This is a genomic window from Acinetobacter pittii, from assembly GCF_034067285.1.
GTDB lineage: Bacteria > Pseudomonadota > Gammaproteobacteria > Pseudomonadales > Moraxellaceae > Acinetobacter > Acinetobacter pittii_E.
This window is the reverse complement of the sequence record NZ_CP139286.1, coordinates 3560900-3584675: the sequence shown is the minus strand read 5'-3', so window position 1 is coordinate 3584675 and position 23776 is coordinate 3560900. Positions and strand designations below refer to the sequence as shown.

Here is a 23776-nt window from a genome sequence, read left to right as displayed (position 1 = left end):
CTAAAAGGAAACCATCATGCAAACATTTTCTCCTCAAGCAGTGATTGAACGTTTACAAAATATTGTAGGGCGTTCTCATGTTTTGACCGATGACCAAAGCACGCGTCAGTACCGTCAAGGCCGCCGTTTTGGTGAGGGGAAAGTGCTTGCTGTAGTGGTACCAGGCACATTGTTAGAGCAATGGCAGGTACTTCAAGCTGCTATTGATGCAGACTGTATTGTCATTATGCAGGCGGCAAATACGGGACTCACAGGTGGTTCAACCCCTTATGGCGATGACTATGACCGTCCTGTTTTAGTCATGAGTACGCGCAGGTTAAAGGGCATACAAGTTATTCATGATGGTAAGCAAGTGATTTGTTTACCAGGTGCGACCTTAGATAATTTAGAGCAAATTTTAAAAGGCTATGACCGTGAACCACATTCAGTAATTGGTTCATCTTGTATTGGTGCATCGGTACTGGGTGGTGTGTGTAATAACTCGGGCGGTGCCTTGGTACGTCGTGGCCCTGCATACACTGAACTGGCGTTATATGCTCAGGTGAATGCTGCCGGTCAATTAGAGTTAGTGAACCATTTAGGGGTTAATTTAGGCGCGACTCCCGAAGAAATTTTGACACGTTTAGAGAAGCAGCAATATCAAGCCGTAGATATTTTAGATGACAGCGAAAAACAGGCGTCCGACCATCGCTACGCCCACGATGTGACTCAAGTTGATGAAGATACACCCGCTCGTTTTAATGCAGATCCGTCACGTTTGTTTGAGGCATCGGGTTCGGCAGGTAAAGTTTGTGTGTTTGCTGTACGCCTTGATACCTATGAAAAAGTAGAGAGTAATGTCTTTTATATTGGTAGTAATGATGCCGATGATTTAACAGCGATTCGCCGTTATTTACTGACTTCACTGCCAAGCCTACCGATTGCGGGGGAATATATTCACCGAGATGCTTACTTAATTGGTGAAAAGTACGGAAAAGACACGTTCTTATTTATTGAAAAATTTGGCACAGCCAAAGTTCCCAAAGCTTTTGCGATGAAAGATAAAGTCGATGGTTTCTTAGAAAAATTTAAAATTAAAGGCTTAACAGATCATATTTTGCAGGCCATTACGTTCTTTTTACCGAGTCATTTGCCTAAGCGTATGACCGAATATCGAGACCGTTATGAGCATCATTTAGTGCTACGTGTTGAAAATAATTCAAAAGCACAAACCGAGCAGTTTTTAAAAGAATATTTTGCAGTGCATCCGTCAGGCAGCTATTTCGTATGCAGCGAAGAAGAAGGGCGAAAAGCGTTCTTACACCGTTTTGCGATTGCAGGGGCGGCTATTCGTTATCGCGATACGCACCGTAGTGAAGTTGAAGATATTGTCGCGCTTGATATTGCGTTACGTCGTAATGACCGCGAATGGGTAGAGCAACTGCCAGCCGAGATGGAAAAGAAAATTCTCCATAAACTCTATTATGGGCATTTCTTTTGTCATGTTTTTCATCAGGACTATATTCTTAAAAAGGGACATGACCCTCTAGAAATGGAACATCAAATGTGGAAGTTGCTGGATGCGCGACGTGCTGAATATCCGGCAGAGCATAATGTCGGGCATCTCTACATTGCTAAACCTGCATTGGCCAATTTCTACCAAAAACTCGACCCAACCAATAGTTTTAATGTGGGTATTGGACATACCTCAAAACTGAAATATTGGGGAAAGGCTAAATCTTAATATCGAGAAACAAAAAAAGGCGCCGAAGCGCCTTTTTTAATGGATGATTTATGCTGCTTCTACAGATTTAGCAAGTACTTCAGCCATCGCTTTAGCAACAGTGTAAACATTGTTCATGTTTAAACCTGCTACACAAATACGACCACTACGTACTAAGTAGATTGCATATTCTTCACGCAAGATATCCACTTGCTCAGCAGTTAGACCTGTGTAGCTGAACATACCTTTTTGGTTTACAAGGTAGTTAAAGTCACGGTCTGGTAGCGCTTTAGTGAGTTCGTCTTTCAAGATGCTACGCATTTTGATAATACGCTCACGCATCTCTTTTACTTCACCTTGCCATTGTTGGTTAAGTTCAGCGTCATTTAACACTTCATCAACTAACCAAGCACCTGTTGTAGGAGGGCTAGAGTAAATACGGCGTACAGTCGCTTTTAACTGACCGAATGTGCACTGTGCAGCTTCTGCATCGTCACATACGAAAGTTAAGCCGCCAACGCGCTCACCATATAAAGAGAAGATTTTAGAGAACGAATTGCTCACAATGAAGTTTAGACCCACTTGGTCTAAAGCACGGATTGCATACGCATCTTCTTCCATACCGTCACCAAAACCTTGGTAAGCGATGTCTAGGAATGGAATAAGGTTACGATCTTTTAATACTGCAATCACTTGGTCCCATTGTGCTGGGTTTAAGTCAGCACCCGTTGGGTTGTGGCAGCATGGGTGCAACAACACAATGCTTTGCTCAGGCAAAGTTTTAAGTGTAGACAACATACCGTCAAAATCTACACCACGCGTTTCGTTGTCGAAATATGGGTAGAAATGAGTTTTGATGCCAGCGCCATTGAAAATCGCAACGTGGTTGTCCCAAGTTGGTTGGCTTACCCAAACGTCTGAATTTGGGAAATAAGTTTTTAAGAAATCCGCACCAACTTTCAATGCACCTGAACCACCAAGTGTTTGGATGGTCACAGCACGACCAGCTTTAACTGCTGGGCTGTTTGCACCAAATAAAAGTGCTTGAATTGCTTCACGGTAAGGTTTGAAGCCTTCCATTGGCAAATAAAGTTTGGTTTTACCGTTTTTAGGCTCGATACGCTTTTGCGCTTCAATAATGGTCTCTAACTGAGGAACAATACTGTCTTCGTTATAGTAAAGACCAATACTCAAGTTTACTTTTTCAGAACGAGTATCAGCGTTGAACTGTTCCATTAAAGAGAGAATTGGATCGCCTGCGTATGGGGGGATATGTTGAAACATCAAAAAAGTCCTTTCATTCAACAATATGCATAGTGCTGGGTTTTTTCTGTCTCGAAAAATACGCCACAACTATGTCGATGCTCAATAATGTATCAATAAAGCTACTGTGAAGCACCTGCTAATTTCACTAATATCGATATTTTCTGGCGGAAAATGATAAAAAGATTTAAAAGAAATTACGGTAAATAGATACTAATTTCTAACTCATGATTTCATTCAAGCAGATTGTCTACAATCTTGCTGTAATACATTGGTTGTAGACTAAAGTTTGAAACAAAAGATTAGAGGCAGAAAAGCAACTGAAAAAGCGCCATAAATCTATAGGTGAAATAATATTAAATATCTGTTTTATAAATACTAATTTGTAGGTAGTTTAATGATTTAAATATAAGGTGATATAAGCGGTCAAACGATAAAAATTGACCTGATGCGTTCTATAAAGTGTCAACAATCACCTTGATTTTTTTCATTCACCCCGCTATAAAACTCATAATTGATTAAAAATTGTCGACAATATGCAAGATTTGACCTTCGCACCAGAGCCATTACAAAGTCAGGGAAGAACACTGACCGAGAATGTATTTAAACAAATACAGACGGCAATTGTTTTGGGTCAAATTCCGGCAGGTAGCAAAATTTCAGAACCTGAACTGGCACGGACTTATGGCATTAGCCGCGGGCCTTTACGTGAAGCGATTCATCGCCTTGAAGGGCAACGTTTGGTTGAGCGCACGGCACATGTGGGCGCGCGCGTGGTTTCGCTATCACTGCAACAGTTTAAAGAGCTTTACCAGATTCGTGCATCATTAGAAGGTTTGGCTTGCAAACTTGCTGCTCAGCATATTGATAAAAAGCAAATCTTGGCGTTACGTGATGTATTGCGTATGCATGCCGAAGATGAAAACTTTAAAGCAGGTAAAGGATATTACTTGCAAGAAGGGCAGGACGATTTTCACTACTGCATTATCAAAAGTAGTGGCAATAAAACCCTAGAAAAAATGCTATGTGATGAGCTTTATCATCTCATTCGTATGTACCGAATTCAGTTTTCAAACACACCTGATCGACCGAGCAAAGCTTGGGACGAACACATCCGTATTTTAGATGCAATTGCAGAAGGCGATGGTGAACTTGCCGAGCTGCTGATGCATCGACATATCAATGCTTCTTACAAAATTATTGAGCAAACACTGCTACAAGCACAAGGAGAACATAACAATGGCTAAACAATCCGCAGGTCAGCTATTTCGCGATGCAGTAGCCCAAGAAAAGCCATTACAAGTGGTTGGAACCATTAACGCCAATCATGCACTTTTGGCAAAACGTGCAGGTTATAAAGCGATTTACTTATCAGGTGGTGGTGTAGCCGCTGGTTCTTTAGGCTTACCTGATTTGGGAATTAGTAACCTTGATGATGTGTTGACCGACGTACGCCGTATTACTGATGTATGTGATCTTCCATTATTGGTTGATGCCGACACAGGTTTTGGTGCTTCTGCATTTAACATTGCTCGTACTACAAAAGCACTTATCAAGTTTGGTGCTGCGGCAATGCACATTGAAGACCAAGTGGGCGCAAAACGTTGTGGTCACCGTCCGAACAAAGCCATTGTGACTCAAGAAGAAATGGTTGACCGTATTAAAGCTGCGGTCGATGCGCGTGGTGATGACAGCTTTGTGATTATGGCGCGTACCGATGCATTGGCAGTAGATGGCTTACAAGCTGCAATTGACCGTGCAGGTGCTTACATTGAAGCGGGTGCAGACATGTTGTTCCCTGAAGCAATTACAGAGCTTGATATGTACAAGCAATTTGCTCAGAAGACTGGCGCACCAATTTTGGCAAACATTACCGAGTTTGGTTCTACACCACTGTTTACTACTGAAGAGTTAGCATCTGCCGATGTAAGCCTTGCGCTTTATCCGCTTTCTGCTTTCCGTGCCATGAACAAAGCAGCCGAGACTGTGTATGAAACCTTGCGTAAAGAAGGCACGCAAAAGAATGTGATTGATATTATGCAAACGCGTAAAGAGTTGTATGAACGCATTAACTACTATGCGTTTGAAGACTACTTAGACAACGCATTTGCTAAAAAGAAATAAGAAGTAAAACACGGTACATATGCCGTGTTTCCCAAATAATTTAAATAGATAGGAAAGGACAATCTTATGAGCTCAAATGAAACAACAACAGGCTTCAAACCAAAAAAATCAGTTGCACTTAGCGGACAAGTTGCAGGCAACACAGCACTATGTACCGTAGGACGTAGCGGTAACGACTTACACTATCGTGGCTATGACATTCTTGACCTTGCAGCAGGTAGCCAGTTTGAAGAAGTTGCGCACTTGCTCGTACATGGCAAACTACCAAACAAAGCTGAACTCAAAGCCTATAAAGCAAAATTAAAAGCACTTCGTGGTTTACCAGCAGCACTGAAAACAGCACTTGAGCAATTACCACCGTCTGCACACCCAATGGACGTAATGCGTACAGGTGTTTCAGTTCTTGGTTGTTTAACGCCAGAACATGAAGACCACAATGAAGCTGGCGCAAAAGACATTGCTGATAAATTAATGGCAAGCCTAGGCTCAATGCTGCTTTATTGGTACCACTTCAGCAACAACGGTCGTCGTATTGAAGTTGAAACTGATGACGACTCAATTGCAGCGCATTTCTTACATTTGCTTCATGGCGAAAAGCCATCTGAAGAATGGATTCAAGCAATGCATACATCTCTTATTTTGTATGCTGAGCATGAGTTCAACGCATCTACATTTACCTCACGTGTAGTTGCAGGTACAGGCTCTGACATGTATTCGGCAATTACTGGTGGTATTGGTGCACTTCGCGGGCCTAAACACGGTGGTGCAAACGAAGTTGCATTCGTTATTCAACAACGTTATGACAATGCCGATGAAGCTGAAGCTGACATCCGTAAACGTGTTGAAAATAAAGAAGTCGTAATTGGTTTTGGTCACCCTGTCTATACAGTTTCTGACCCACGTAACGAAGTGATCAAGAAAGTGGCGCATGACTTAGCAGAAGCGCAAGAGAACACCAAAATGTACCTTATCGCTGAGCGTTTAGAAGCAGTGATGAAAGAAGTCAAAAACATGTTCCCAAACCTCGACTGGTTCAGTGCAGTGAGCTATCACTTAATGGGTGTTCCAACTGCAATGTTCACACCACTGTTTGTGATTGCACGTACAGCAGGCTGGTCAGCGCACGTGATTGAACAACGTCAAGACGGCAAAATTATTCGTCCAAGCGCGAACTACACAGGCCCTGAAAACCTCGAATTTAAACCATTGGCGGAGCGTGGTTAATGAACACAAAATACCGTAAACCGCTGGCAGGTACCCAGCTTGAATATTATGACGTGCATCAAGCCGTTGAAGATATTCAGCCAGGCGCATACGAAAAACTGCCTTACACGTCTAAAGTACTCGCAGAGCAATTGGTACGCCGTGCCGATGCCGAGAACTTAACTGCTTATTTAACGCAGTTGATTGAACGCCGTCAGGACTTGGACTTTCCTTGGTATCCTGCGCGTGTGGTGTGTCATGACATCCTAGGCCAAACTGCATTGGTTGACCTTGCAGGTTTGCGTGATGCGATTGCTGACAAAGGCGGTGACCCCTCTAAAGTCAATCCAGTTGTGCCGACTCAGCTCATTGTCGACCACTCTTTAGCAGTGGAATACGGTGGTGCTGACCCGGATGCTTTTGCAAAAAACCGTGCTGTTGAAGACCGCCGTAACGAAGACCGTTTCCACTTTATTGAGTGGACTAAAACCGCATTTAAAAATGTCGATGTAATCCCTGCGGGGAACGGCATCATGCACCAGATTAACCTAGAAAAAATGTCTCCGGTGATTCAGGCGCGTGATGGCGTAGCATTCCCAGACACATGTGTCGGTACAGACTCACATACACCACATACAGACGCTTTAGGCGTAATTTCTGTGGGTGTGGGTGGCTTAGAAGCTGAAAACGTAATGTTAGGCCGTGCATCTTGGATGCGTCTGCCAGACATTATTGGTGTTGAGTTTGTAGGTCAGCGTCAGGCAGGCATTACTGCAACCGATATCGTACTGGCTCTAACTGAGTTCTTGCGTAAAGAGCGCGTAGTGGGTGCTTACCTTGAGTTCTTTGGTGAAGGTGCTGACAGTATGTCTGTAGGCGACCGTGCAACCATTTCAAACATGACACCAGAATATGGTGCTACGGCTGCAATGTTCTACATCGATCAAAACACGATTGACTACTTGCGCCTAACAGGCCGTGAAGATGCGCAAGTGGCATTGGTTGAACAGTACGCAAAAGAAATTGGTCTTTGGGCATCTGACATGACCAAAGCAGAGTACCCACGCGTACTACGTTTTGACCTATCGACAGTCACACGTAATATTGCTGGTCCATCAAACCCACATGCACGTGTTTCAACTGCGGACCTTAAAGAAAAAGGTATTGCAGGTGTTGTTGAAAACCGTTCTGATGGCTTAATGCCTGATGGCGCAATTATTATTGCTGCCATTACTTCGTGTACTAACACTTCTAACCCACGTAACACTGTGGCGGCAGGTTTATTGGCACGTAAGGCAAATGAGCTAGGTTTAGTTCGTAAACCTTGGGTGAAATCATCATTTGCACCGGGTTCAAAAGCGGCTGCACTTTACCTTGAAGAAGCGGGTGTTCTAAAAGACCTAGAACAACTTGGTTTTGGTATTGTGGCTTACGCTTGTACGACGTGTAACGGTATGTCGGGTGCATTAGATCCAGCTATTCAGCAAGAAATTATTGACCGTGACTTGTACGCAACAGCAGTCCTGTCTGGTAACCGTAACTTCGATGGCCGTATCCATCCTTATGCAAAACAAGCGTTCTTGGCATCTCCACCGCTTGTTGTGGCATATGCAATTGCAGGTACGATTCGTTTTGACATCGAAAAAGATGCTTTAGGCCATGACAAAGAAGGTAACCCGATTTACCTCAAAGACATTTGGCCATCTGACGCTGAAATTGATGCCTTAGTAAAAGAAGCCGTGAAGCCTGAACAGTTCCGTAAAGTCTACATTCCAATGTTTGACTTAGGCGTAACCGTAGAAGCCGAAAGTCCGCTTTACGACTGGCGTCCACAAAGTACTTACATCCGCCGTCCACCCTATTGGGAAGGGGCGTTGGCTGCACCACGTACTTTAGCGAACATGCGTCCGCTTGCAATTTTGGGTGACAACATCACCACCGACCACTTATCGCCTTCAAACGCGATTTTAATGGACTCGGCTGCGGGTGAATACCTTCACAAAATGGGTGTACCAGAAGAAGACTTCAACTCATACGCAACGCACCGTGGTGACCACTTGACTGCACAACGTGCAACATTTGCCAACCCGAAACTGTATAACGAAATGGTGGTTCGTTCAGACGGTACCATTAAGCAAGGTTCAAAAGCGCGCGTAGAGCCAGAAGGCGAAGTCATGCGTATGTGGGAAGCGATAGAAACCTACATGAACCGTAAGCAGCCATTAATTATTGTTGCGGGTGCTGACTATGGTCAGGGTTCAAGCCGAGACTGGGCTGCGAAAGGTGTACGCCTTGCAGGTGTTGAAGCGATTGTGGCAGAAGGTTTTGAGCGTATACACCGTACTAACTTAGTAGGTATGGGCGTGTTACCGCTTGAGTTTAAACCGGGTGTAAACCGCAAGACTTTAAAACTAGATGGTACTGAGCTTTATAGCGTGATTGGTAATATTGCACCGCGTTCAACTTTAACTTTAGTGATTGAACGTGCCACAGCGGATGGTAAAGAAGAAATTATTGAAGTGCCTGTGACGTGTCGTTTAGATACAGAAGAAGAGGTTTCTGTATATGAAGCGGGCGGTGTATTACAACGTTTTGCACAAGACTTTTTAGAAGGCCAAGTGGCTTGATACTTTAGTTAAATATTATTGATATTGTTCAAAAAAAGCCCTATCTTGATGATAGGGTTTTTTATTTTTATAAAGATATGGCAAAAAAAAAGATTTTAACAATAGGATTTTCTCTTTGTGGTGAAGATTCTGAAACTTGTGAATTTGACTCAGAAACTTCTTTGCTGGATTGGGATATAATCCTTATACAGCCAGATATTAGTCATTATATTTATAGATCTAGGGAGTATTTTCAAGATAAAATTAGTCTCTCAGATCATGATTCATTTAAACTTAAATCACAAACTGAGCATTGGAAAAGAGAAATAAAATTAGCAATAGATCATGGAAAGATAGTTATTTGTTTCTTAGATAAACTGCAAGAATTATTTATTGCAACTGGTGAAAAGCAATATTCTGGAACTGGGAAAAATAGACAAACAACTAGAATTGTTACCTCTTATAGTAATTATAATATTTTACCTTTACATATTAATTTAATAAATGCTAAAGGAAAAGAGATCAAATTAGCTCCTAAGAAATCTGAAGTAATTTCAACATATTGGACAAATTTTTCAGAAAAATCCTCTTATCAGGTAATCATCGAAGGAAGGGTTACGCCATGTTTACAGACAAAACATGGTGATAAGACAGTAGGTTTTATTGTCAATTCTAATAATTCTAATGGCGCATTAATTGGTTTGCCAAACATTGATTTTTCAGATGAGACATTTTTTGACGATGAAACAGGTGAGTGGACTATTGAAGCTCAGCAGTTTTCACATAATTTTATTAAACAAATAATTGGATTAGAAAAGGCTTTTAAGCAAGATAGTAATTTAACTGTAGAGCCGGATTGGGCAAAAAATGATGAATATAAACTCAGTTCAGAAATATCTGCTACTAGTAAATTATTATTATTAGAAGAAAAAATTAACGAATTAAATCAAAATAAAGAATTAATACTAGATGAGGTTAGAACATTAAATAAATTAAGAAATTTATTATTTGAAAAAGGAAAACCCTTAGAATTCGCAATTTTAGATGCCCTCAAAATTTTGGGTTTCTCCGTAACTCAATATGAAGATGCAGACTCTGAATTTGATGCTGTATTTGAATCAAGTGAAGGACGTTTGATAGGAGAAGTAGAAGGCAAAGATAATAAAGCTATTAATATTGATAAGTTAAGACAATTATCTTTGAATATACATGAAGATCTACAAAGAGAAGAGGTTTTAGTACCTGCTAAATCTGTACTTTTTGGCAATGCTTACCGCTTACTTCCTTTAGATGAAAGACCTGATCCATTCACTGATAAATGTAGCTCTGCTGCTTTAGTTAGTTCGACTGCATTAGTATTTACCCCTGATCTTTTTGTAGTTGCTAAATACTTAAAAGATAATAAGAATGCTAGATTTGCAACGCAATGTAGAAAATCTATTTTAGAAGCTGTTGGTCGAGTTAAATTTCCTTCTATCCCTACAAAAAGTGGAAATACTCTTTTAAGCAATAAAAGTTTAGATAACAATTGACTTAAATTTTTACTTAAAACAGCCATTTTAAATAGTCATAAAAAAAGCCCGACATCCTGTCGGGCTTTTTCGTATTTGGTTGCTAGATATGACTCCTGTCGTATCTCACGATCCTGATGCATGAACCTATTATTGTTGTTTTGTGTTCCGGAACGTCCTGTTCCTGTATGAACTCATGATAGAAAAAAAGCAGAGGGTAGCCAATCCGCTAAATCCCTAAATCTGTGTAAGATAAATCGTACAAATAACATTTTTTGCATTTATGCCATCATCATCGGGCGAAATGGACAATTGACATTCACTTTAAGTGGGTTATATTCCTGTTTAATATATATACGATTATAGGAATGTAATCATGGTAACAGCAGGCGAAAAACCCGGAACAGGCTTCTATTTCTGTGCTCAGTGCGGACATAGAGTGTTTTTAGAAATTAACACCGATCCTTTACCACCTTGCACGAAATGCTACTGCACACAATTTAAACGTTAAGAATGAAATAATATTTGCGTTCGCATTTAACAAAAAGCCCTGTCACCCGATGGGGCTTTTTGTTAGTTTAAAATAAGACTTACATAACAAGACCCGCGATGGGCATTAAAAAAGGAAACCGTTATGGAAACAATATTGGGTTTATGTATTGGTGTGGGCTTGAGTGCTGCCTGCGGTTTTCGGGTGTTTGTGCCGCTACTGGTTATGAGCATTGCAACCATGATGGGCTGGTTTGAGCCATCGAAAGGTTTTGAATGGTTGGCTATGCCGTCGGTGTGTTTAGCTTTGGCTGTGGCAACGGTGTGTGAAGTTGCGGCTTACTATATTCCGTGGGTCGATAATGCCTTAGACACAGTTGCGACTCCTGCGGCTATGATCGCGGGTACGTTAGCAACGATGGCGGTTAGCAGTGGAGAAATGTCTCAGTTTGCCAGTTGGGCAGCAGCCATTATTGTCGGTGGTGGTACGGCAGGTGTGGTGCAAATGAGTACCGTTGCTGCACGTGGTGTTTCAACTGCGACTACGGGTGGCTTGGGTAATTTTGTCGTTGCAACAGGAGAGTGGATTGGAGCAATCTTACTCTCGGTTTCAGCCATGTTAGTGCCTGCGCTTGTTGCAGTAGTGGTGCTGATTGCAGTTATCTGGGTAGTGCGTTGGATCCGTCATAAAAAGCAGGAACAGGCACATAGTCCTCTATAGGTGAGAGTAAATATTATTTTTAAATAAGCATAAAAAAAGCCCAACGTCCTGTTGGGCTTTTTCGTATTTGGGTACTAGATATGACTCCTGTCGTATCTCACGCTCCTGGTGCTTGAACCTATTATTGTTGTTTTATGTTCCGGAACATCCTGTTCCTGTATGGGTTCATATTAGGAAAAAAGAAGGGTGTCGCCAATCCGCAAAATCCTTAAAAGTTTGTAGGATAAAACGTACATTGATAAATGATTCAGTCGTTTAAACCCTAAAATTTCCCAATATTCAGATATAAAAAAAGCCCAACATCCTGTCGAGCTTTTTCGTATTTGGTTGCTAGATATGACTCCTGTCGTATCTCACGCTCCTGGTGCATGAACCTATTATTGTTGTTTTGTGTTCCGGAACATCCTGTTCCTGTATGAGTTCATATTAGGAAAAAATAAGGATGTCGCCAATCCGCAAAATCCTTAAAAGCTTGTAGGATAAAACGTACAAGATCGTCTTTTATATATCTCATTTTGAACTCAACTTAGGCCTCTGTGCCACAACAGACTTTAATCTTTTGCGCTGATTTAAAGTAATAAACCATTGCAGCACAGAGATAAAGGGGCCAAGCCAAACGCTTAACCCAGACTACTTTTGTCACACCGCTGCATGACGCTGAAAAAAGTAGGGGCGAAGTCCCGTGGGAGAACAGGACTTTGCAAACTGACATGTTCTAGCTGCTGCATCAGCTTGGGAGAGTAGGTTTGTTCAAGTCGCTGATAAATACATTCGCAACTGGTTTTGCTGTGCCCACCCGACAGACAAATTTTTTCAAACTCCTGTTGAGTGTGTAAGTTACAACCCGAAATTCCCAAGCTGCCTAGAACCAAACTTAAAGCCAAAATAGGTTTATAAATTGTCATATTATTCTCATAATGATTTATATCTATGAGTCGAATAAAAATATAATTAGTTTTAAGGTTTAAAATAATTTTTAGATAATAATTAACCCTCCCATAAATACAGGAAAATAAAAATAATTAAATTTTTAAAATAAAAATAGTCTATGAATTTAAAAAATCAGGAAATAGAAAACCCAAATTTTAAATAAATAAAATAGTTAAATAGGCGAGGGAATGAGTTTAAAAAATGTCATGGTCAACTCCTTGAAAATGGAGCCCTACCACCAGATCACCGTCAATTGATTATGGTGGTAGAACGAAAGGGGGTTGACAGACTGGAGCTCATAGAACCAGCACGCACAGGGCGTCCCCCTCCCGTCCTACCGCAAAGAAAGGGGACGCAAGGGTCTAACGAATTATAGTAGAACTATAATCCGCTATGAGCTTACGGTCTGTCAAAACCGTCTGGCAATGTAGGCCAGCAACGAGATAATAATCGGTGATTTTAATTACGTCAATTTAATATTTAAAATATTTTTGATTTAATAATAAAACTAAATGTAGCTTTAAAATAATAGAATTAATGTTTATATTTAATTAGAAAAAATAAATAATAAAATAATTGTGCATGCAGTTTTATTGGTAATAGTAATTCATCATCTTATAAATAAAAATATTATGAGTAACTACCTTTAATCTAAAATTTTAAGCATCTCTTTCGCATCTGCATCGCCTATATTGGCAGCTTGCTGGAACCATTTCTTTGCCATTTCTAAGTTTTTCTGTGTGCCTTCACCATTTAAATACATTTGGGCCAAGTTGTACTGGGCATCACTTTCGCCATGCTCGGCTGCTTTGGTGTACCACTTCAGCGCTTGCTCATCACTTTGGGTGACGCCGTGACCTTTTTTATATAGCTGAGCTAAATTATATTCTGCGGGTGGGTAGCCTTGCTCGGCAGCACGGCTAAACCATTCAAACGCCTTTCCATAGTCTTGCGCAGTTCCTTCCCCTCTGTCATATAACACCCCTAAGTTATATTGCGCTTTCGCATGGTCTTTGGCCGCAGCCTTGGTAAAATAATCAAAAGCACGCTTGATATCTTTTTCGACGCCCGTACCTGTGTAATACATCATCCCTAAACTATATTTTGCCCCCATACTTCCATTTTGGTCAGCCGCAGTTAGCCATTTAAACGCTTGTTGATAGTTTTTAACAACGCCTTGTTCGCCGCTTAAAAGCATCATCCCCAAATGATATTGAGCAACAGCTTGTCCTTGCTCTGCACGATATTGAATATCGGCGACACTCGGTTCCGCAAATGCTGAAGAGTGAAATGAGAAAATCACGGTAAATATATAAAAAGCAGACTTTTTTATTTTCATATCTCATCCTGAATTTTATTAATTTGAATATTTATTTTTCTTGCTATCTGATTGATTGTGCATGAAAAATATTAAATGTATCTTGGTGATTTATAGTGCTTTAAAATAATCTAATTTTACCGATTAAATACCTATTTAATAACAAATTAACGTAAAACAGCATATTTAGACTAGTTACATTTTGAAAATGAGTATAGATAGACAGATTAGTCTTTTATTAATTAAAATGCGGCCTAAATATAAGTTTGATTGATAATAAAAATGCAGATGAGTGTGTCGAGTATATTGGAGCGTTTAGGCCTTGTTTCACAAAATCGTGCCGTCCATATCCAATTCTCAAATCAGTCTTTAAACCAGCAAGTTTTCTTACAGCGCATTGAGGGCGAGCATACGCTCAACCAAGGTAGCGTTGCTGAGTTACTGTGTCTGTCGACGAACGCGCATATTGCATTAAAACAATTTATTGGTTGTCAGGTTGCTGTCGATCAGGTCACTGATACAGGTCAATTTTTTAGAACCACAGGTATTATTACCGAAGCGAGCCAAGGGCAAAGCGACGGCTCACTCACCATTTATAACCTCACCTTAAAAGACCCAACTGCACTTTGGCATAAACGTCGTAACAGCCGCGTGTTTATGAACAAAAGCGTGCGCGATATTAGCGAAATTTTATTTAAAGAATGGCAAGGCAAAAGCCCGCTATTTGCCTCAAGCTTAACGCTCGACACAGCAGGTTTAACGAAAGACTACGATGTGCGTCCATTTGTGATGCAGTCAAACGAAAGCGATTATGACTTTTTAACCCGTTTGTGGCGTAGCGAAGGCATTAACTGGTTAATCGATGAATCACAGCTTTTTGTCGCCGACCCGAATGCGTCCATTCAGCCACAAGTCTTACGCTTAATTGACGATAATCAGCACTATCAAGCTCTTGACCGTCGTAGCCTACGCTACCAGCGCAGCAGTGCAACAGAGCAGTTCGATACCATTACCCAAGTTAAAGCTGAGCGCCGCTTACAGCCGACGTCTGTTCATGTGCAACGCTGGCAAGCCGATGCCCTGCAACAAGAAGAAGGCAGTGGTAGCGTGCAAGGCACACAAAAGCACAGTGAACACTATGACAATGCCAGCCTAAACCTTGAAGATGCATGGCATGTCAGCCCCGCGTGGATGCAAGACTTAAACGGTGAAGACCAAGCCACCGCCTCGGGCAATAGCCAGATTGAACAGCTTAACCAGCATATTAATGCTTATCATCACTTGAGTTCGAAACAATTTACAGTTTCAGGCAACGTCCGTGATGCACAGGTCGGTTACTGGTTTGAGCTGAATGATCACCCAGAACTCGACCAACACGACAGTGCTGATAAAGAGTTCTTAATTTTAAGCAAACACTACTATAACCAGAATAATTTACCGAAAGAATTACAACAGCAACTTGAGCGTCTGTTGCCAAAGGATAAGCTCAAAGTAGCCCAACTCGACAGCCAAAATCCTGAGCAACGCCACTTTGCTGAGCTGAATGTTGTTCGACGTAATGTTAAAGCTGTGCCTGAATATAGCCCGTTAGAGCACCGTCCAGCAGCTTACCCACAGCGCGCTAGAGTGGTGGGGTTGGAAGGTGAAAGCATTCATGTCGACCAGTGGGGACGCATTAAAGTCCGCTTCCTGTTTACCCGAACTGATGACCATAGCCATGACGGTGGCGCAGGTAGTAACGACAATGACACCGACTCGGCTTGGGTGGATGTGCTCACTCCGTGGGCAGGTGCAGGTTATGGCGCACGCTTCTTGCCTCGCGTGGGTGAGATCGTGGTCATCGACTTTTTTGATGGCAATATTGACCGCCCGTTTGTGGTGGGACGTATTCATGAGGCTGAACGCCACCCAACGCAGTTCGACCAGAAAGGCCAATTACCTGACACTAAAAAGCTCAGTGGCATCCGTTCAGAAGAAGTCAATGGTAAAGGCTTTAACCAACTCCGTTTTGATGACACCACAGGGCAAATCAGTGCCCAGCTACAAAGCAGCCATGCGGCTAGCCAATTAAACCTCGGTAACTTAAGCCATCCAAAAGACAAAGCGGAAAGTGATGGCCGAGGTGAGGGTTTTGAACTTAGAACAGACCAATGGGGTGCAGTAAGAGCTGGCAGTGGCTTACTCCTTAGTACTCATAAACAAGACCAAGCCCAAGGTGTACACCTAGAGGCAGCTGAGGCCAAACAACAAATTGAAGGAGGCCTTAGCAATGCCAAAGCACTCAGTGAAGTTGCTAAAAATCAGCAAACTGACCCATTAGAAAATTTAGAAAACCTAAAATCCTTTATTGAAAAACTCGAGCAGCAAGACAACGCAAAAGCCAAAACCTTTAAAGAGGCGATTATGCTGCTGGCAAGCCCAAATAGCATCGCGCTGAGCAGTAACGAAGATATTCACCTAAGCGCAGATGGGCAGCTCAACCAAACTGCTGGAGACAGCATAAATCTGTCTACCCAAAAGAATTTAATCGCGCATGCCCAAAACAAGATCAGCCTTTTTGCGGCTCAAGAAGGGGCGAGACTCTATGCAGGCAAAGGCAAAGTCGAGATACAAGCGCAAGGAGATGGAGCAGATTTAATTGCCCGTCAAGCTGTTCAGATTATTTCATCAGAAGACAAAATTGAGGCGACAGCAGCCAAAGAAATTGTGCTCACCGCAGGCGGCTCTCAAGTCAAAATTACTGGTTCGGGCATTTTTATGACGACAGGCGGCAAGTTTGAGGTAAAGGCGGGGCAGCATTTATTTATGGGAGGCGGGAGTGTGAATAGTTCATTGCCATATCTACCCGAACAAGGAAAGCAAAAATATGGTTTATGGTTCGATGTAATGGATAAACAAGGAAATAAACTAAAACCTGGCACGGGATATATTATTTTTGACGAAAATGATAAAGAAATCGAACGTGGTCAGTTAGATCGAACAGGCTTGGTTAAGTTAGAAACAGAAGAGCCGAACAAGCAATATAAAATACATGTGGAAATTTAAACATGAATGATGCTGCTATTGCTTTACAAAGCTTTGCAAAACAAACCTGTGGTCATGCATGTGTCATGCCTCCTATACAACCTGTAGTACTAGATGTGTATAAACAGAGTTTTACTGCATTTGTTGGTGGTGCTGCTGATAAATATCAATTTCTGGGACGCCCTTTAGATATAGATTTCCCAGATGATATTGGAGCTGGACCTACAGGTATCATGAAATCATGTATGAGGAAATTTAAAGAAGCATCTACTTCACAGATAAATAAAGCTAAATTTGAGTACTATGGTTATGAAGAAGCTTACACTAATGATAGTGTTGTTAGACGATATAGAGGAAAACTATTATTAAATTTACTCACTGATATAAAAAATATTTTGAAAGAGGAACCAAATACACAAATAAATCTAGTTGGACATAGTTTAGGAGGATGGAATGTTGCAGGATTATCAGAAGAGTTATCTAAAGCAAAAATCTGTACAGTTCATACTCTTATAACAATAGATCCAGTAGGCATTAGACTTAGTAAAAGTGGTATGGGAACAGATAGGGCCCGTATTTATTATTTAGAGCCAGACCCAGTTGCGAAAAAATGGATTAATATCTTTTCTCAACCTTTAAAGAACTATAGGGATGATTATATAGCAATCTTAGGTGGAAGATGGAACGATGATGATACGGCAAAAGCTAATTTTAATAGTGTTTCTACCTATCATCATGGAGAAGCATCTGAAATGTTTTTTGAAAAAAAGTTTTTGGAAAATAAAATGTCAGCTTCAGATCTTTTAGTTTCTGAATTAAAAAAGGTCATAAAATGATAAAAAAATTATTTTTACTGAGTTCCTTATTTTTAATAGGTTGTAGTGAGAGTTTTTCAAACTTCACAATAGATAATGTAGTTAAAAGTAATGAAAAGTTAAATTTTTCTATTAATTTTAAAGATAATAAGGTTTTAGATAAAATAAGAGAGTCGTCATCAAAAAAAATTGTTTGTAACAATACTGCTAATCACAACCAAATGTTAGATGCTTATATAAATAAGATTGAAAATAACAAAATTGATGTATCTGTAGAATTTTGCTCAAATAATGATAATAGAAGCTGCGAGCCTATAGATATAAGTTCAGTTAAAAAAATTAATTTAGAATGCCAAGCAGTTTTCTCTGCAATGATTGGTAATGTCTCTAAATCGGAAAAATTTCCAATTGTATGGGAAGAACAATAGTTTTTTCAAAGACTCTAAACTTATCTTAATAAGGCAGGGACTTCTCTTATTACTTAGAAATATAGAAGAAGCATACTTTCTTAAGCTTCTTCTAATTTTACTACTCACTCACTACGACAATTTTACCAATCGTCTTATTTGACTCAATCAACAGATGTGCTTGTTTGATGGTTTTAGCATTAATAGGATGTAGAGATGTAAGTCGTGGTGAAATAATAATATTTTGATCAATCATTTTTGCGATATAACTTAAAATTTCAGACTGTTTTGTCATATCTGGGGTTTGGAAACTGGATCGAGTGAACATAAATTCCTAATGAAATGATAAACTCTTTTTCATCAATAGATTGAAATCTTGTGGATGAGAAAAGGGCACAATACTGCAAATTTTTCCAAATGGCCGAGTCGTATTAGATAATTGGTCAAAATATGAATCTGGTGAGTTACAGATCAAGACATAGTCGACCTCAGAGTAACCCAATGGGGCTAATTGAGTAGTGATGTCTTGAGTGTGATCTATAATATGGTCGGCTCCCAATTTTCTACACCAATCACTCGTTTCTTGCCGTGAGGTAGTAGCGATAACAGTTAACTGCGGTACAAGTTTAGCAAGTTGAATTGCCATCGAACCCACGCCGCCGGCACCACCGATCACCAACAAAGATTTTGGTTGGCTTTCATCATCTTCTAAAAGAAGATCTACATGGTTTTTACTAATTTGGACTGATAGCCTTTCAAATAGTGCTTCCCACGCAGTTAACGATACCAATGGTAGAGCAGCGGCATCTTCTATAGAAATACTCTGAGGCACGTGGGCAATTAATCTTGAAACAATTGCATGGTAAGCACAATTCCCCCCAGATCGATTGATATCACCTGCATAATAAACTGTATCTCCAATTTTGAATTTTCCAAAGACTTTAGAACCAATTTCAACGATTGTTCCTGCAACATCCCATCCTAAAATTGTAGTTTGGCCGTCTTTAGTTTTTCTACGTCGCGCACGCGTATCGGCAGGGTTAATTGAAATTGCTTGAACTTTAACAATAACATCGTGAGGCAGTGCTTCTGGGTAAGGAATTTGAACATCCATAAATGAATCTGGATGCTCAAGTTCTACTGGCTCGCAAATAGCAACTGCATAATTTATTTTGCTATCCATAATCTTAGGCGATCAGTTTCTCGATATTACTCATCACATCTTGCTTTGTTTTCTCATAATCTGTATTCACTACTGTAGGTGAAATATGAATATTCTCAATATCACTTACACCAATAAACTTTAACCAGTCATTAAAATAAGGTGTTGCGAAGTCAGAACCGAAGTTATTAGAAATACCTTGGTAATACACACCACTAGCAATCACGACATATGCTTTTTTATCATTTAACAATCCTATATAACCTGTAGAGGGATCAAAACCAAACGCCCAGCCTGGCTGAGTTACCACATCAATAAACTGTTTTAAGATGTAAGGAATATTGTTGTTCCAAAGAGGGACGTTAAATACATAGATATCAGCAGATGCAAAACGATCATAAACTTCTTTAATTTTTGTCCATGCTTCTTTTTCTTTAGAGTTTGAATCTTGTCCTGTAAATAATGCCATTTTGGCACCTACAGCATTTTTATCGAACGCAGGAAGATTATCTTCAAAAAGATTGAATTCATCAATAATTAAATCAGTATGCTTCCTTTTAAGCTGAGTAATCACCTGTTCAGCAATAAGCAAAGACTGACTATTCTCACCACGAGTTGATGAGTTAATATGAAGGACTTTCATAGTTTTCTCTATATTAGAAATATTTTAATGTTTGTTATTTAATAAATAATTTGAAATTTATTAAATAGTTCTAGATAAGGAATTATTTTAGGCAGCTTGAATTGCTTCACCACAAAGAGAGACAGTTTCTTGTTTATGTTGGTGTAAGTACCAAAACTGTTCCGCAATCGTTTCTGGATGTACCGTGTAGGTCTTATCTTGTGCACCTGGCGTTCCATCAACGAAACCATTCACAATAACTTGGCTCACATATACATCAGAGTCTGCTAGCGTATGAGCAAGTAAATTGGTGGTTTTATATTGAGCGGCTGCAGCAATTGCTAAAGCTGAATATTCTTTGGCAACCAAATCAATTCCTACTGCATCGAACGCGAAAATTCCGTTTGTCGATAAAATACTACCGTGATTCTTTTCTAAATCTGGTAGGCACGCTTGTACCATAGCAATATAGCTTGAAACACGAATATGGAAGCTTTGGGTGAGGTCTAGCGGATTGGTTTCTAAGATGTTGCCTTCAATGTCATGAAAAGCATTCCAATGAATATTTTTAATCTCTCCGAAGTGGTCTTTAATACGTTTTACGAGATTTGGTATATTTTCAAGAACTGCTAAATCACATGTAAAAGCATAGGCTTCTATACCGTGTGTTTTAAGTTCTAGAATGGCCTTTTCGAGTTTTTCAGCATTTCTTGCCACTAACCCGATTTTATAGCCTTCTTTACCAAACTTATGTGCTACGGCTTTGGATATACCTGTTCCATAGCCAAAAATTATAATATTGTTGTTCATTATAAAGTTCCAAAAAACCAACTATTTGGTTGGAAATATTTTATAATATGTTTTAATAATATATGCAAGTGAAAAATAATTATGTCGTGGGATACTGAAGGAACAAAACAAAAAATCTTGAAAGCTGCAATTAGTGAGTTTGCTTTGCATGGTCCAGATGGCACCACTGTTGATAAAATTGCAAAGATTGCAGGTGTTAACAAAGAGCGTATTTATAATTATTTTGGAGCAAAAAGAGAGTTATTCGACGTTGTTTTAAGTAATGAGTTAATAAAAGTTGCGCAATCTGTACCCCTTAAATCATTTGCAGAAGAAGATATTGCTGAATACGCAGGCCGTGCCTATGACTATCATTATGCACATCCTGAGCTAAGTCGTTTATTACTTTGGGAAGGACTGATCTATTCATCAGAAGAAGTACCAAATGAACGTAGTCGTCGTGAAAACTATAGTTATAAAATCCAAGCGATTAAAAAAGAACAAGACCAAGGAAAGATAACTGATGAAATTGAAGCAAGCTATCTGGCTTTTTTAGTATTAGCACTTGCAAATAGTTGGTTTATGTTGCCTCAAGTTGCCAGAATGTTTACCCCGATCGAGGATATTGATAATCCTCATGAAAAGCGTAGAGCAATGATTATTGAATCGGCTAAGCGGTTACTAATGAAATAGTTTTTATAAATAACATCAATCTACAAATTCTAATTAAATCATCTGATTAATTTTTTAATTTGACTTCTCTATCTTCCTAGCCTAAATTAACTGGAACGATCGTTCCTGTTAAGTCTAATTATGCGAACCAAAGAATTTGAAACTGATGAAATTGCTGATGCTGCAATGCAGGTTTTTTGGCGTCGTGGTTATGCTGCAACTTCAGTTCAAGACTTGGTTGATGGTACGGGCTTATCTAGAAGTAGTCTTTATAGTACCTTTCAGAGTAAACAAGGGCTTTATCAAAAAGCATTACAACGCTATGAGCTTTTAACCACACTTAATAATGTGGAGTTGTTGTCTGGTTCAGGTTCTCCAAAAGTACTTATTAGGCAATTACTTCTTAATATTGTTGAAGATGAGCTGAATGATTCAGAGCATAAAGGTTGCCTTATCGCAAATGCCTGTTTGGAACTGGCCGGACATGACGAAGATGTTTCCAAATTCGTTATAAGTAATTTACAGAAAATACAGCATGCTTTAGAGAATTTGTTAATTAAGGCTCAACAATCTGGTGAAATTTCTTCTAACCAAAACCCATGTGCATTAGCGAGTTTCTTTGTAAATACTATTCAAGGTTTACGTGTTTTAGGGAAAGGTAGTCCGCTTGAACAAAGAAAAAAATGTTTAATGGATGTGGTCGAAATTGCTTTAAACGTTTTATAAAACTCATTTAAACCTTAACTATTGTTGAGCTGAATAGTTAAGGTTTTTATTTAACTTAAATTGGAATGATCATTCCAGAATGTGATTTTTAGTTTACACGGAGAACAAATGTCTTCCCATCCTAACGTTATTAAACAAGCTTGTAGCTATACAGAGCAGATTAAGAACGCTGCAAGCGAATTTGAGAGAAAACCTTTATGAATATTAAGTGTGATGAAACATCTCCTCAGTTAACTGATGAATTCACTGCTCAATTACCGATTTGGAAACTGTTGGCTTTTACAGTTGCAGGCTTTCTAACGATCATGACAGAAACTATGCCAGCAGGGCTGTTGCCCCAAATCAGTCAAGGGCTACATATTTCAGAAGCTTACGCAGGTCAGTTAATAGCAGTATATGCCTTAGGTTCGGTTTTAGCCGCAATACCTCTGATTAGTCTTACTCGTAGTTGGAATCGAAGACCCTTGTTACTCAGTGCTATGGCGGGTTTACTTTTATTTAATGCAATTACTGCTTTATCAAATAATTATATTCTGACTTTGATTGCTCGTTTTATTGCAGGGATGGCAGCGGGTGTTATTTGGGGGCTTTTAGCAGGTTATGTAAGACGCATGGTGTCAGCATCGTATCAAGGACGAGCTTTGGCAATTGCTGGGGTTGGGCAGCCAATTGCTTTGGCGATTGGTGTTCCTTTGGGTGCATGGTTAGGAACACTGTTTGAGTGGCGTGGCGTATTTTGGATTATGTCTTTATTGGCATTGATTTTATTTGTCTGGATTCGTTTTAGTATTCCTGATTTTGCGGGACAGTCAGCACAAAAAAGATTGCCCATTTTAAAAGTTCTTTTAATGCCAGGCATTAGAGCTATTTTATTCGTTGTCTTTCTTTGGATATTGGCTCATAACATTCTTTATACCTATATTTCGCCATTTTTGGCCTCGACAGGGCAGGCATACAAAGTTGAGACCATTCTTTTTATGTTCGGCATTTCTTCTATAGTGGGTATTTTGCTTACGGGGATGTTCATCGACCGTTCATTAAGAAAAATAACACTTATCAGCTTATTTATCTTTGCAATCGCAACAGTACTATTAGCGGTTTATAATTCTTCAAGTTTTGTCGTACTCACGAGTGTAGTGTTATGGGGAGTCACTTTTGGTGGGGCTCCGACCTTATTACAAACAGCCTTGGCAAATACTGCGGGTCACGAAGCGGATCTGGCACAGTCGATGTTGGTCACGGTATTTAATCTTGCGATCGCATTCGGTGGTATGGTGGGCGGGGGCTTGCTTGAAAGTTTTGGCGCGGCTTCTTTTCCATGGTTTATGCTGATTTTTGCCCTTATCGCGTTATCTATCGTTTACCTTGCCCATAAACATGGTTTTATTTCTTCATAAAAGATTTTTGCCCTTCATGGCTATGAACGTGAAGGGTGAGTTACTTTTATAGCCCGATGCACTGCTAATAAAATAGTTGATGATTTGGTAAAATAAACCGAAAAATACAAATAAAGTGGAATTTAAGTTTAACTAAATATAAGTAAATGGGAATAAATTCTTTTTATTGTGCAGTAGGGTGTAAAAATTCCCAAAAATAATAAAAATTCGCTTTTCTTAGAAAAACAATCCCGCAGGGTGCTGGCTAAACTATATCTCAAGGGTGTGATAGGGATCGAAAAGAGTAGCATGCACC

21 protein-coding genes and 1 pseudogene are annotated in these 23776 nt (G+C 39.9%); 14 read left to right on the top strand and 8 right to left on the bottom strand.

Going from position 1 to position 23776, the window contains the following annotated elements; genetic code table 11:
- The first annotated feature begins 16 nt into the window (after positions 1-16).
- Positions 17-1723: a D-lactate dehydrogenase gene (dld, locus tag SOI81_RS16945; protein WP_320541026.1), complete on the top strand. Its 1707-nt coding sequence runs from the start codon at positions 17-19 to the stop codon at positions 1721-1723.
- Positions 1724-1771: 48 nt separating this feature from the next.
- Here dld and tyrB read toward each other — a convergent pair whose 3' ends face one another.
- Positions 1772-2986 carry an amino acid aminotransferase gene (tyrB, locus tag SOI81_RS16940; protein WP_320541025.1) on the bottom strand — a complete coding sequence of 405 codons (1215 nt, stop codon included), beginning with the start codon at positions 2984-2986 and terminating at the stop codon, positions 1772-1774.
- Positions 2987-3321: 335 nt separating this feature from the next.
- Positions 3322-3456, bottom strand: a pseudogene (locus tag SOI81_RS16935) (hypothetical protein).
- A 45-nt stretch (positions 3457-3501) separates the two neighbouring features.
- On the opposite strand from SOI81_RS16935, the gene ydhC reads away from it, so the two are divergent.
- From ydhC to SOI81_RS16900, 7 genes are all read left to right on the top strand, one after another.
- A complete protein-coding gene (gene ydhC, locus SOI81_RS16930; RefSeq protein ID WP_001153627.1) occupies positions 3502-4212 on the top strand; it encodes a GntR family transcriptional regulator in 711 nt (236 codons plus the stop codon).
- Positions 4205-5089, top strand: coding sequence for a methylisocitrate lyase (gene prpB / locus SOI81_RS16925; protein WP_005071840.1), 885 nt, complete (start codon positions 4205-4207; stop codon positions 5087-5089). Before ydhC ends, prpB begins: the two co-directional genes overlap by 8 nt.
- A 66-nt stretch (positions 5090-5155) precedes the next feature.
- Positions 5156-6313, top strand: a complete 1158-nt coding sequence (gene prpC, locus SOI81_RS16920; RefSeq protein ID WP_004795430.1) for a 2-methylcitrate synthase — start codon at positions 5156-5158, stop codon at positions 6311-6313.
- Positions 6313-8919, top strand: a complete 2607-nt coding sequence (gene acnD, locus SOI81_RS16915; RefSeq protein ID WP_320541024.1) for a Fe/S-dependent 2-methylisocitrate dehydratase AcnD — start codon at positions 6313-6315, stop codon at positions 8917-8919. Before prpC ends, acnD begins: the two co-directional genes overlap by 1 nt.
- A 77-nt stretch (positions 8920-8996) precedes the next feature.
- Complete coding sequence (locus SOI81_RS16910) at positions 8997-10430, top strand: hypothetical protein (protein ID WP_320541023.1); 1434 nt, start codon at positions 8997-8999, stop codon at positions 10428-10430.
- A 355-nt stretch (positions 10431-10785) separates the two neighbouring features.
- Positions 10786-10920, top strand: a complete 135-nt coding sequence (locus SOI81_RS16905; RefSeq protein WP_001983336.1) for a zinc ribbon-containing protein — start codon at positions 10786-10788, stop codon at positions 10918-10920.
- 123 nt (positions 10921-11043) lie between these two features.
- Entirely contained in the window at positions 11044-11619 is a 576-nt protein-coding gene (locus SOI81_RS16900; RefSeq protein ID WP_224993701.1) for a DUF4126 domain-containing protein, read from the top strand.
- 620 nt (positions 11620-12239) lie between these two features.
- Here SOI81_RS16900 and SOI81_RS16895 read toward each other — a convergent pair.
- Both SOI81_RS16895 and SOI81_RS16890 read right to left on the bottom strand, forming a co-directional pair.
- Positions 12240-12524: a hypothetical protein gene (locus SOI81_RS16895; protein ID WP_320541022.1), complete on the bottom strand. Its 285-nt coding sequence runs from the start codon at positions 12522-12524 to the stop codon at positions 12240-12242.
- A 671-nt stretch (positions 12525-13195) separates the two neighbouring features.
- Entirely contained in the window at positions 13196-13888 is a 693-nt protein-coding gene (locus tag SOI81_RS16890; protein WP_320541021.1) for a tetratricopeptide repeat protein, read from the bottom strand.
- Between the two features lie 261 nt (positions 13889-14149).
- On the opposite strand from SOI81_RS16890, the gene SOI81_RS16885 reads away from it, so the two are divergent.
- The 3 genes from SOI81_RS16885 to SOI81_RS16875 are packed head-to-tail and all read left to right on the top strand — an operon-like array spanning position 14150 to position 18134.
- A complete protein-coding gene (locus SOI81_RS16885; RefSeq protein WP_320541020.1) occupies positions 14150-16912 on the top strand; it encodes a type VI secretion system Vgr family protein in 2763 nt (920 codons plus the stop codon).
- A gap of 2 nt (positions 16913-16914) precedes the next feature.
- Positions 16915-17727 carry a hypothetical protein gene (locus SOI81_RS16880; protein ID WP_239976220.1) on the top strand — a complete coding sequence of 271 codons (813 nt, stop codon included), beginning with the start codon at positions 16915-16917 and terminating at the stop codon, positions 17725-17727.
- Positions 17724-18134: a hypothetical protein gene (locus SOI81_RS16875; protein WP_239976221.1), complete on the top strand. Its 411-nt coding sequence runs from the start codon at positions 17724-17726 to the stop codon at positions 18132-18134. Before SOI81_RS16880 ends, SOI81_RS16875 begins: the two co-directional genes overlap by 4 nt.
- Positions 18135-18234: 100 nt before the next feature.
- On the opposite strand, the gene SOI81_RS16870 is transcribed toward SOI81_RS16875, so the two are convergent.
- The 4 genes from SOI81_RS16870 to SOI81_RS16855 all read right to left on the bottom strand — a co-directional run bounded on the left by SOI81_RS16870 (position 18235) and on the right by SOI81_RS16855 (position 20707).
- Complete coding sequence (locus tag SOI81_RS16870; RefSeq protein WP_320541019.1) at positions 18235-18441, bottom strand: zinc-binding dehydrogenase; 207 nt, start codon at positions 18439-18441, stop codon at positions 18235-18237.
- A gap of 6 nt (positions 18442-18447) precedes the next feature.
- Entirely contained in the window at positions 18448-19296 is an 849-nt protein-coding gene (locus SOI81_RS16865) for a zinc-binding alcohol dehydrogenase family protein (protein WP_320541018.1), read from the bottom strand.
- Between the two features lie 4 nt (positions 19297-19300).
- Positions 19301-19918: an FMN-dependent NADH-azoreductase gene (locus SOI81_RS16860; RefSeq protein ID WP_320541017.1), complete on the bottom strand. Its 618-nt coding sequence runs from the start codon at positions 19916-19918 to the stop codon at positions 19301-19303.
- Positions 19919-20005: 87 nt separating this feature from the next.
- A complete protein-coding gene (locus SOI81_RS16855) occupies positions 20006-20707 on the bottom strand; it encodes an SDR family NAD(P)-dependent oxidoreductase (RefSeq protein ID WP_320541016.1) in 702 nt (233 codons plus the stop codon).
- 81 nt (positions 20708-20788) lie between these two features.
- Between SOI81_RS16855 and SOI81_RS16850 the strand changes: the two genes are divergently transcribed.
- The 3 genes from SOI81_RS16850 to SOI81_RS16840 all read left to right on the top strand — a co-directional run bounded on the left by SOI81_RS16850 (position 20789) and on the right by SOI81_RS16840 (position 23481).
- A complete protein-coding gene (locus SOI81_RS16850) occupies positions 20789-21379 on the top strand; it encodes a TetR family transcriptional regulator (protein WP_320541015.1) in 591 nt (196 codons plus the stop codon).
- A 120-nt stretch (positions 21380-21499) separates the two neighbouring features.
- On the top strand, positions 21500-22084 hold the full coding sequence (locus SOI81_RS16845; RefSeq protein WP_320541014.1) for a TetR/AcrR family transcriptional regulator: 585 nt from the start codon (positions 21500-21502) through the stop codon (positions 22082-22084).
- 197 nt (positions 22085-22281) lie between these two features.
- On the top strand, positions 22282-23481 hold the full coding sequence (locus SOI81_RS16840; protein WP_224993629.1) for an MFS transporter: 1200 nt from the start codon (positions 22282-22284) through the stop codon (positions 23479-23481).
- Positions 23482-23776 lie beyond the last annotated feature (295 nt).

What these genes read in the sequence shown, in the direction of transcription:
- acnD (WP_320541024.1), top strand. Translation starts at nt 6,313, where the DNA reads ATGAACACAAAATACCGTAAACCGCTGGCAGGTACCCAGCTTGAATAT.
- tyrB (WP_320541025.1), bottom strand. Translation starts at nt 2,986, where the DNA reads ATGTTTCAACATATCCCCCCATACGCAGGCGATCCAATTCTCTCTTTA.
- prpC (WP_004795430.1), top strand. Translation starts at nt 5,156, where the DNA reads ATGAGCTCAAATGAAACAACAACAGGCTTCAAACCAAAAAAATCAGTT.
- SOI81_RS16845 (WP_320541014.1), top strand. Translation starts at nt 21,500, where the DNA reads ATGCGAACCAAAGAATTTGAAACTGATGAAATTGCTGATGCTGCAATG.
- ydhC (WP_001153627.1), top strand. Translation starts at nt 3,502, where the DNA reads ATGCAAGATTTGACCTTCGCACCAGAGCCATTACAAAGTCAGGGAAGA.
- SOI81_RS16870 (WP_320541019.1), bottom strand. Translation starts at nt 18,441, where the DNA reads ATGTTCACTCGATCCAGTTTCCAAACCCCAGATATGACAAAACAGTCT.
- SOI81_RS16875 (WP_239976221.1), top strand. Translation starts at nt 17,724, where the DNA reads ATGATAAAAAAATTATTTTTACTGAGTTCCTTATTTTTAATAGGTTGT.
- SOI81_RS16905 (WP_001983336.1), top strand. Translation starts at nt 10,786, where the DNA reads ATGGTAACAGCAGGCGAAAAACCCGGAACAGGCTTCTATTTCTGTGCT.
- SOI81_RS16900 (WP_224993701.1), top strand. Translation starts at nt 11,044, where the DNA reads ATGGAAACAATATTGGGTTTATGTATTGGTGTGGGCTTGAGTGCTGCC.
- SOI81_RS16850 (WP_320541015.1), top strand. Translation starts at nt 20,789, where the DNA reads ATGTCGTGGGATACTGAAGGAACAAAACAAAAAATCTTGAAAGCTGCA.
- SOI81_RS16865 (WP_320541018.1), bottom strand. Translation starts at nt 19,296, where the DNA reads ATGGATAGCAAAATAAATTATGCAGTTGCTATTTGCGAGCCAGTAGAA.
- SOI81_RS16910 (WP_320541023.1), top strand. Translation starts at nt 8,997, where the DNA reads ATGGCAAAAAAAAAGATTTTAACAATAGGATTTTCTCTTTGTGGTGAA.
- SOI81_RS16885 (WP_320541020.1), top strand. Translation starts at nt 14,150, where the DNA reads ATGCAGATGAGTGTGTCGAGTATATTGGAGCGTTTAGGCCTTGTTTCA.
- SOI81_RS16860 (WP_320541017.1), bottom strand. Translation starts at nt 19,918, where the DNA reads ATGAAAGTCCTTCATATTAACTCATCAACTCGTGGTGAGAATAGTCAG.
- prpB (WP_005071840.1), top strand. Translation starts at nt 4,205, where the DNA reads ATGGCTAAACAATCCGCAGGTCAGCTATTTCGCGATGCAGTAGCCCAA.
- SOI81_RS16880 (WP_239976220.1), top strand. Translation starts at nt 16,915, where the DNA reads ATGAATGATGCTGCTATTGCTTTACAAAGCTTTGCAAAACAAACCTGT.
- SOI81_RS16890 (WP_320541021.1), bottom strand. Translation starts at nt 13,888, where the DNA reads ATGAAAATAAAAAAGTCTGCTTTTTATATATTTACCGTGATTTTCTCA.
- dld (WP_320541026.1), top strand. Translation starts at nt 17, where the DNA reads ATGCAAACATTTTCTCCTCAAGCAGTGATTGAACGTTTACAAAATATT.
- SOI81_RS16895 (WP_320541022.1), bottom strand. Translation starts at nt 12,524, where the DNA reads ATGACAATTTATAAACCTATTTTGGCTTTAAGTTTGGTTCTAGGCAGC.
- SOI81_RS16855 (WP_320541016.1), bottom strand. Translation starts at nt 20,707, where the DNA reads ATGAACAACAATATTATAATTTTTGGCTATGGAACAGGTATATCCAAA.
- SOI81_RS16840 (WP_224993629.1), top strand. Translation starts at nt 22,282, where the DNA reads ATGAATATTAAGTGTGATGAAACATCTCCTCAGTTAACTGATGAATTC.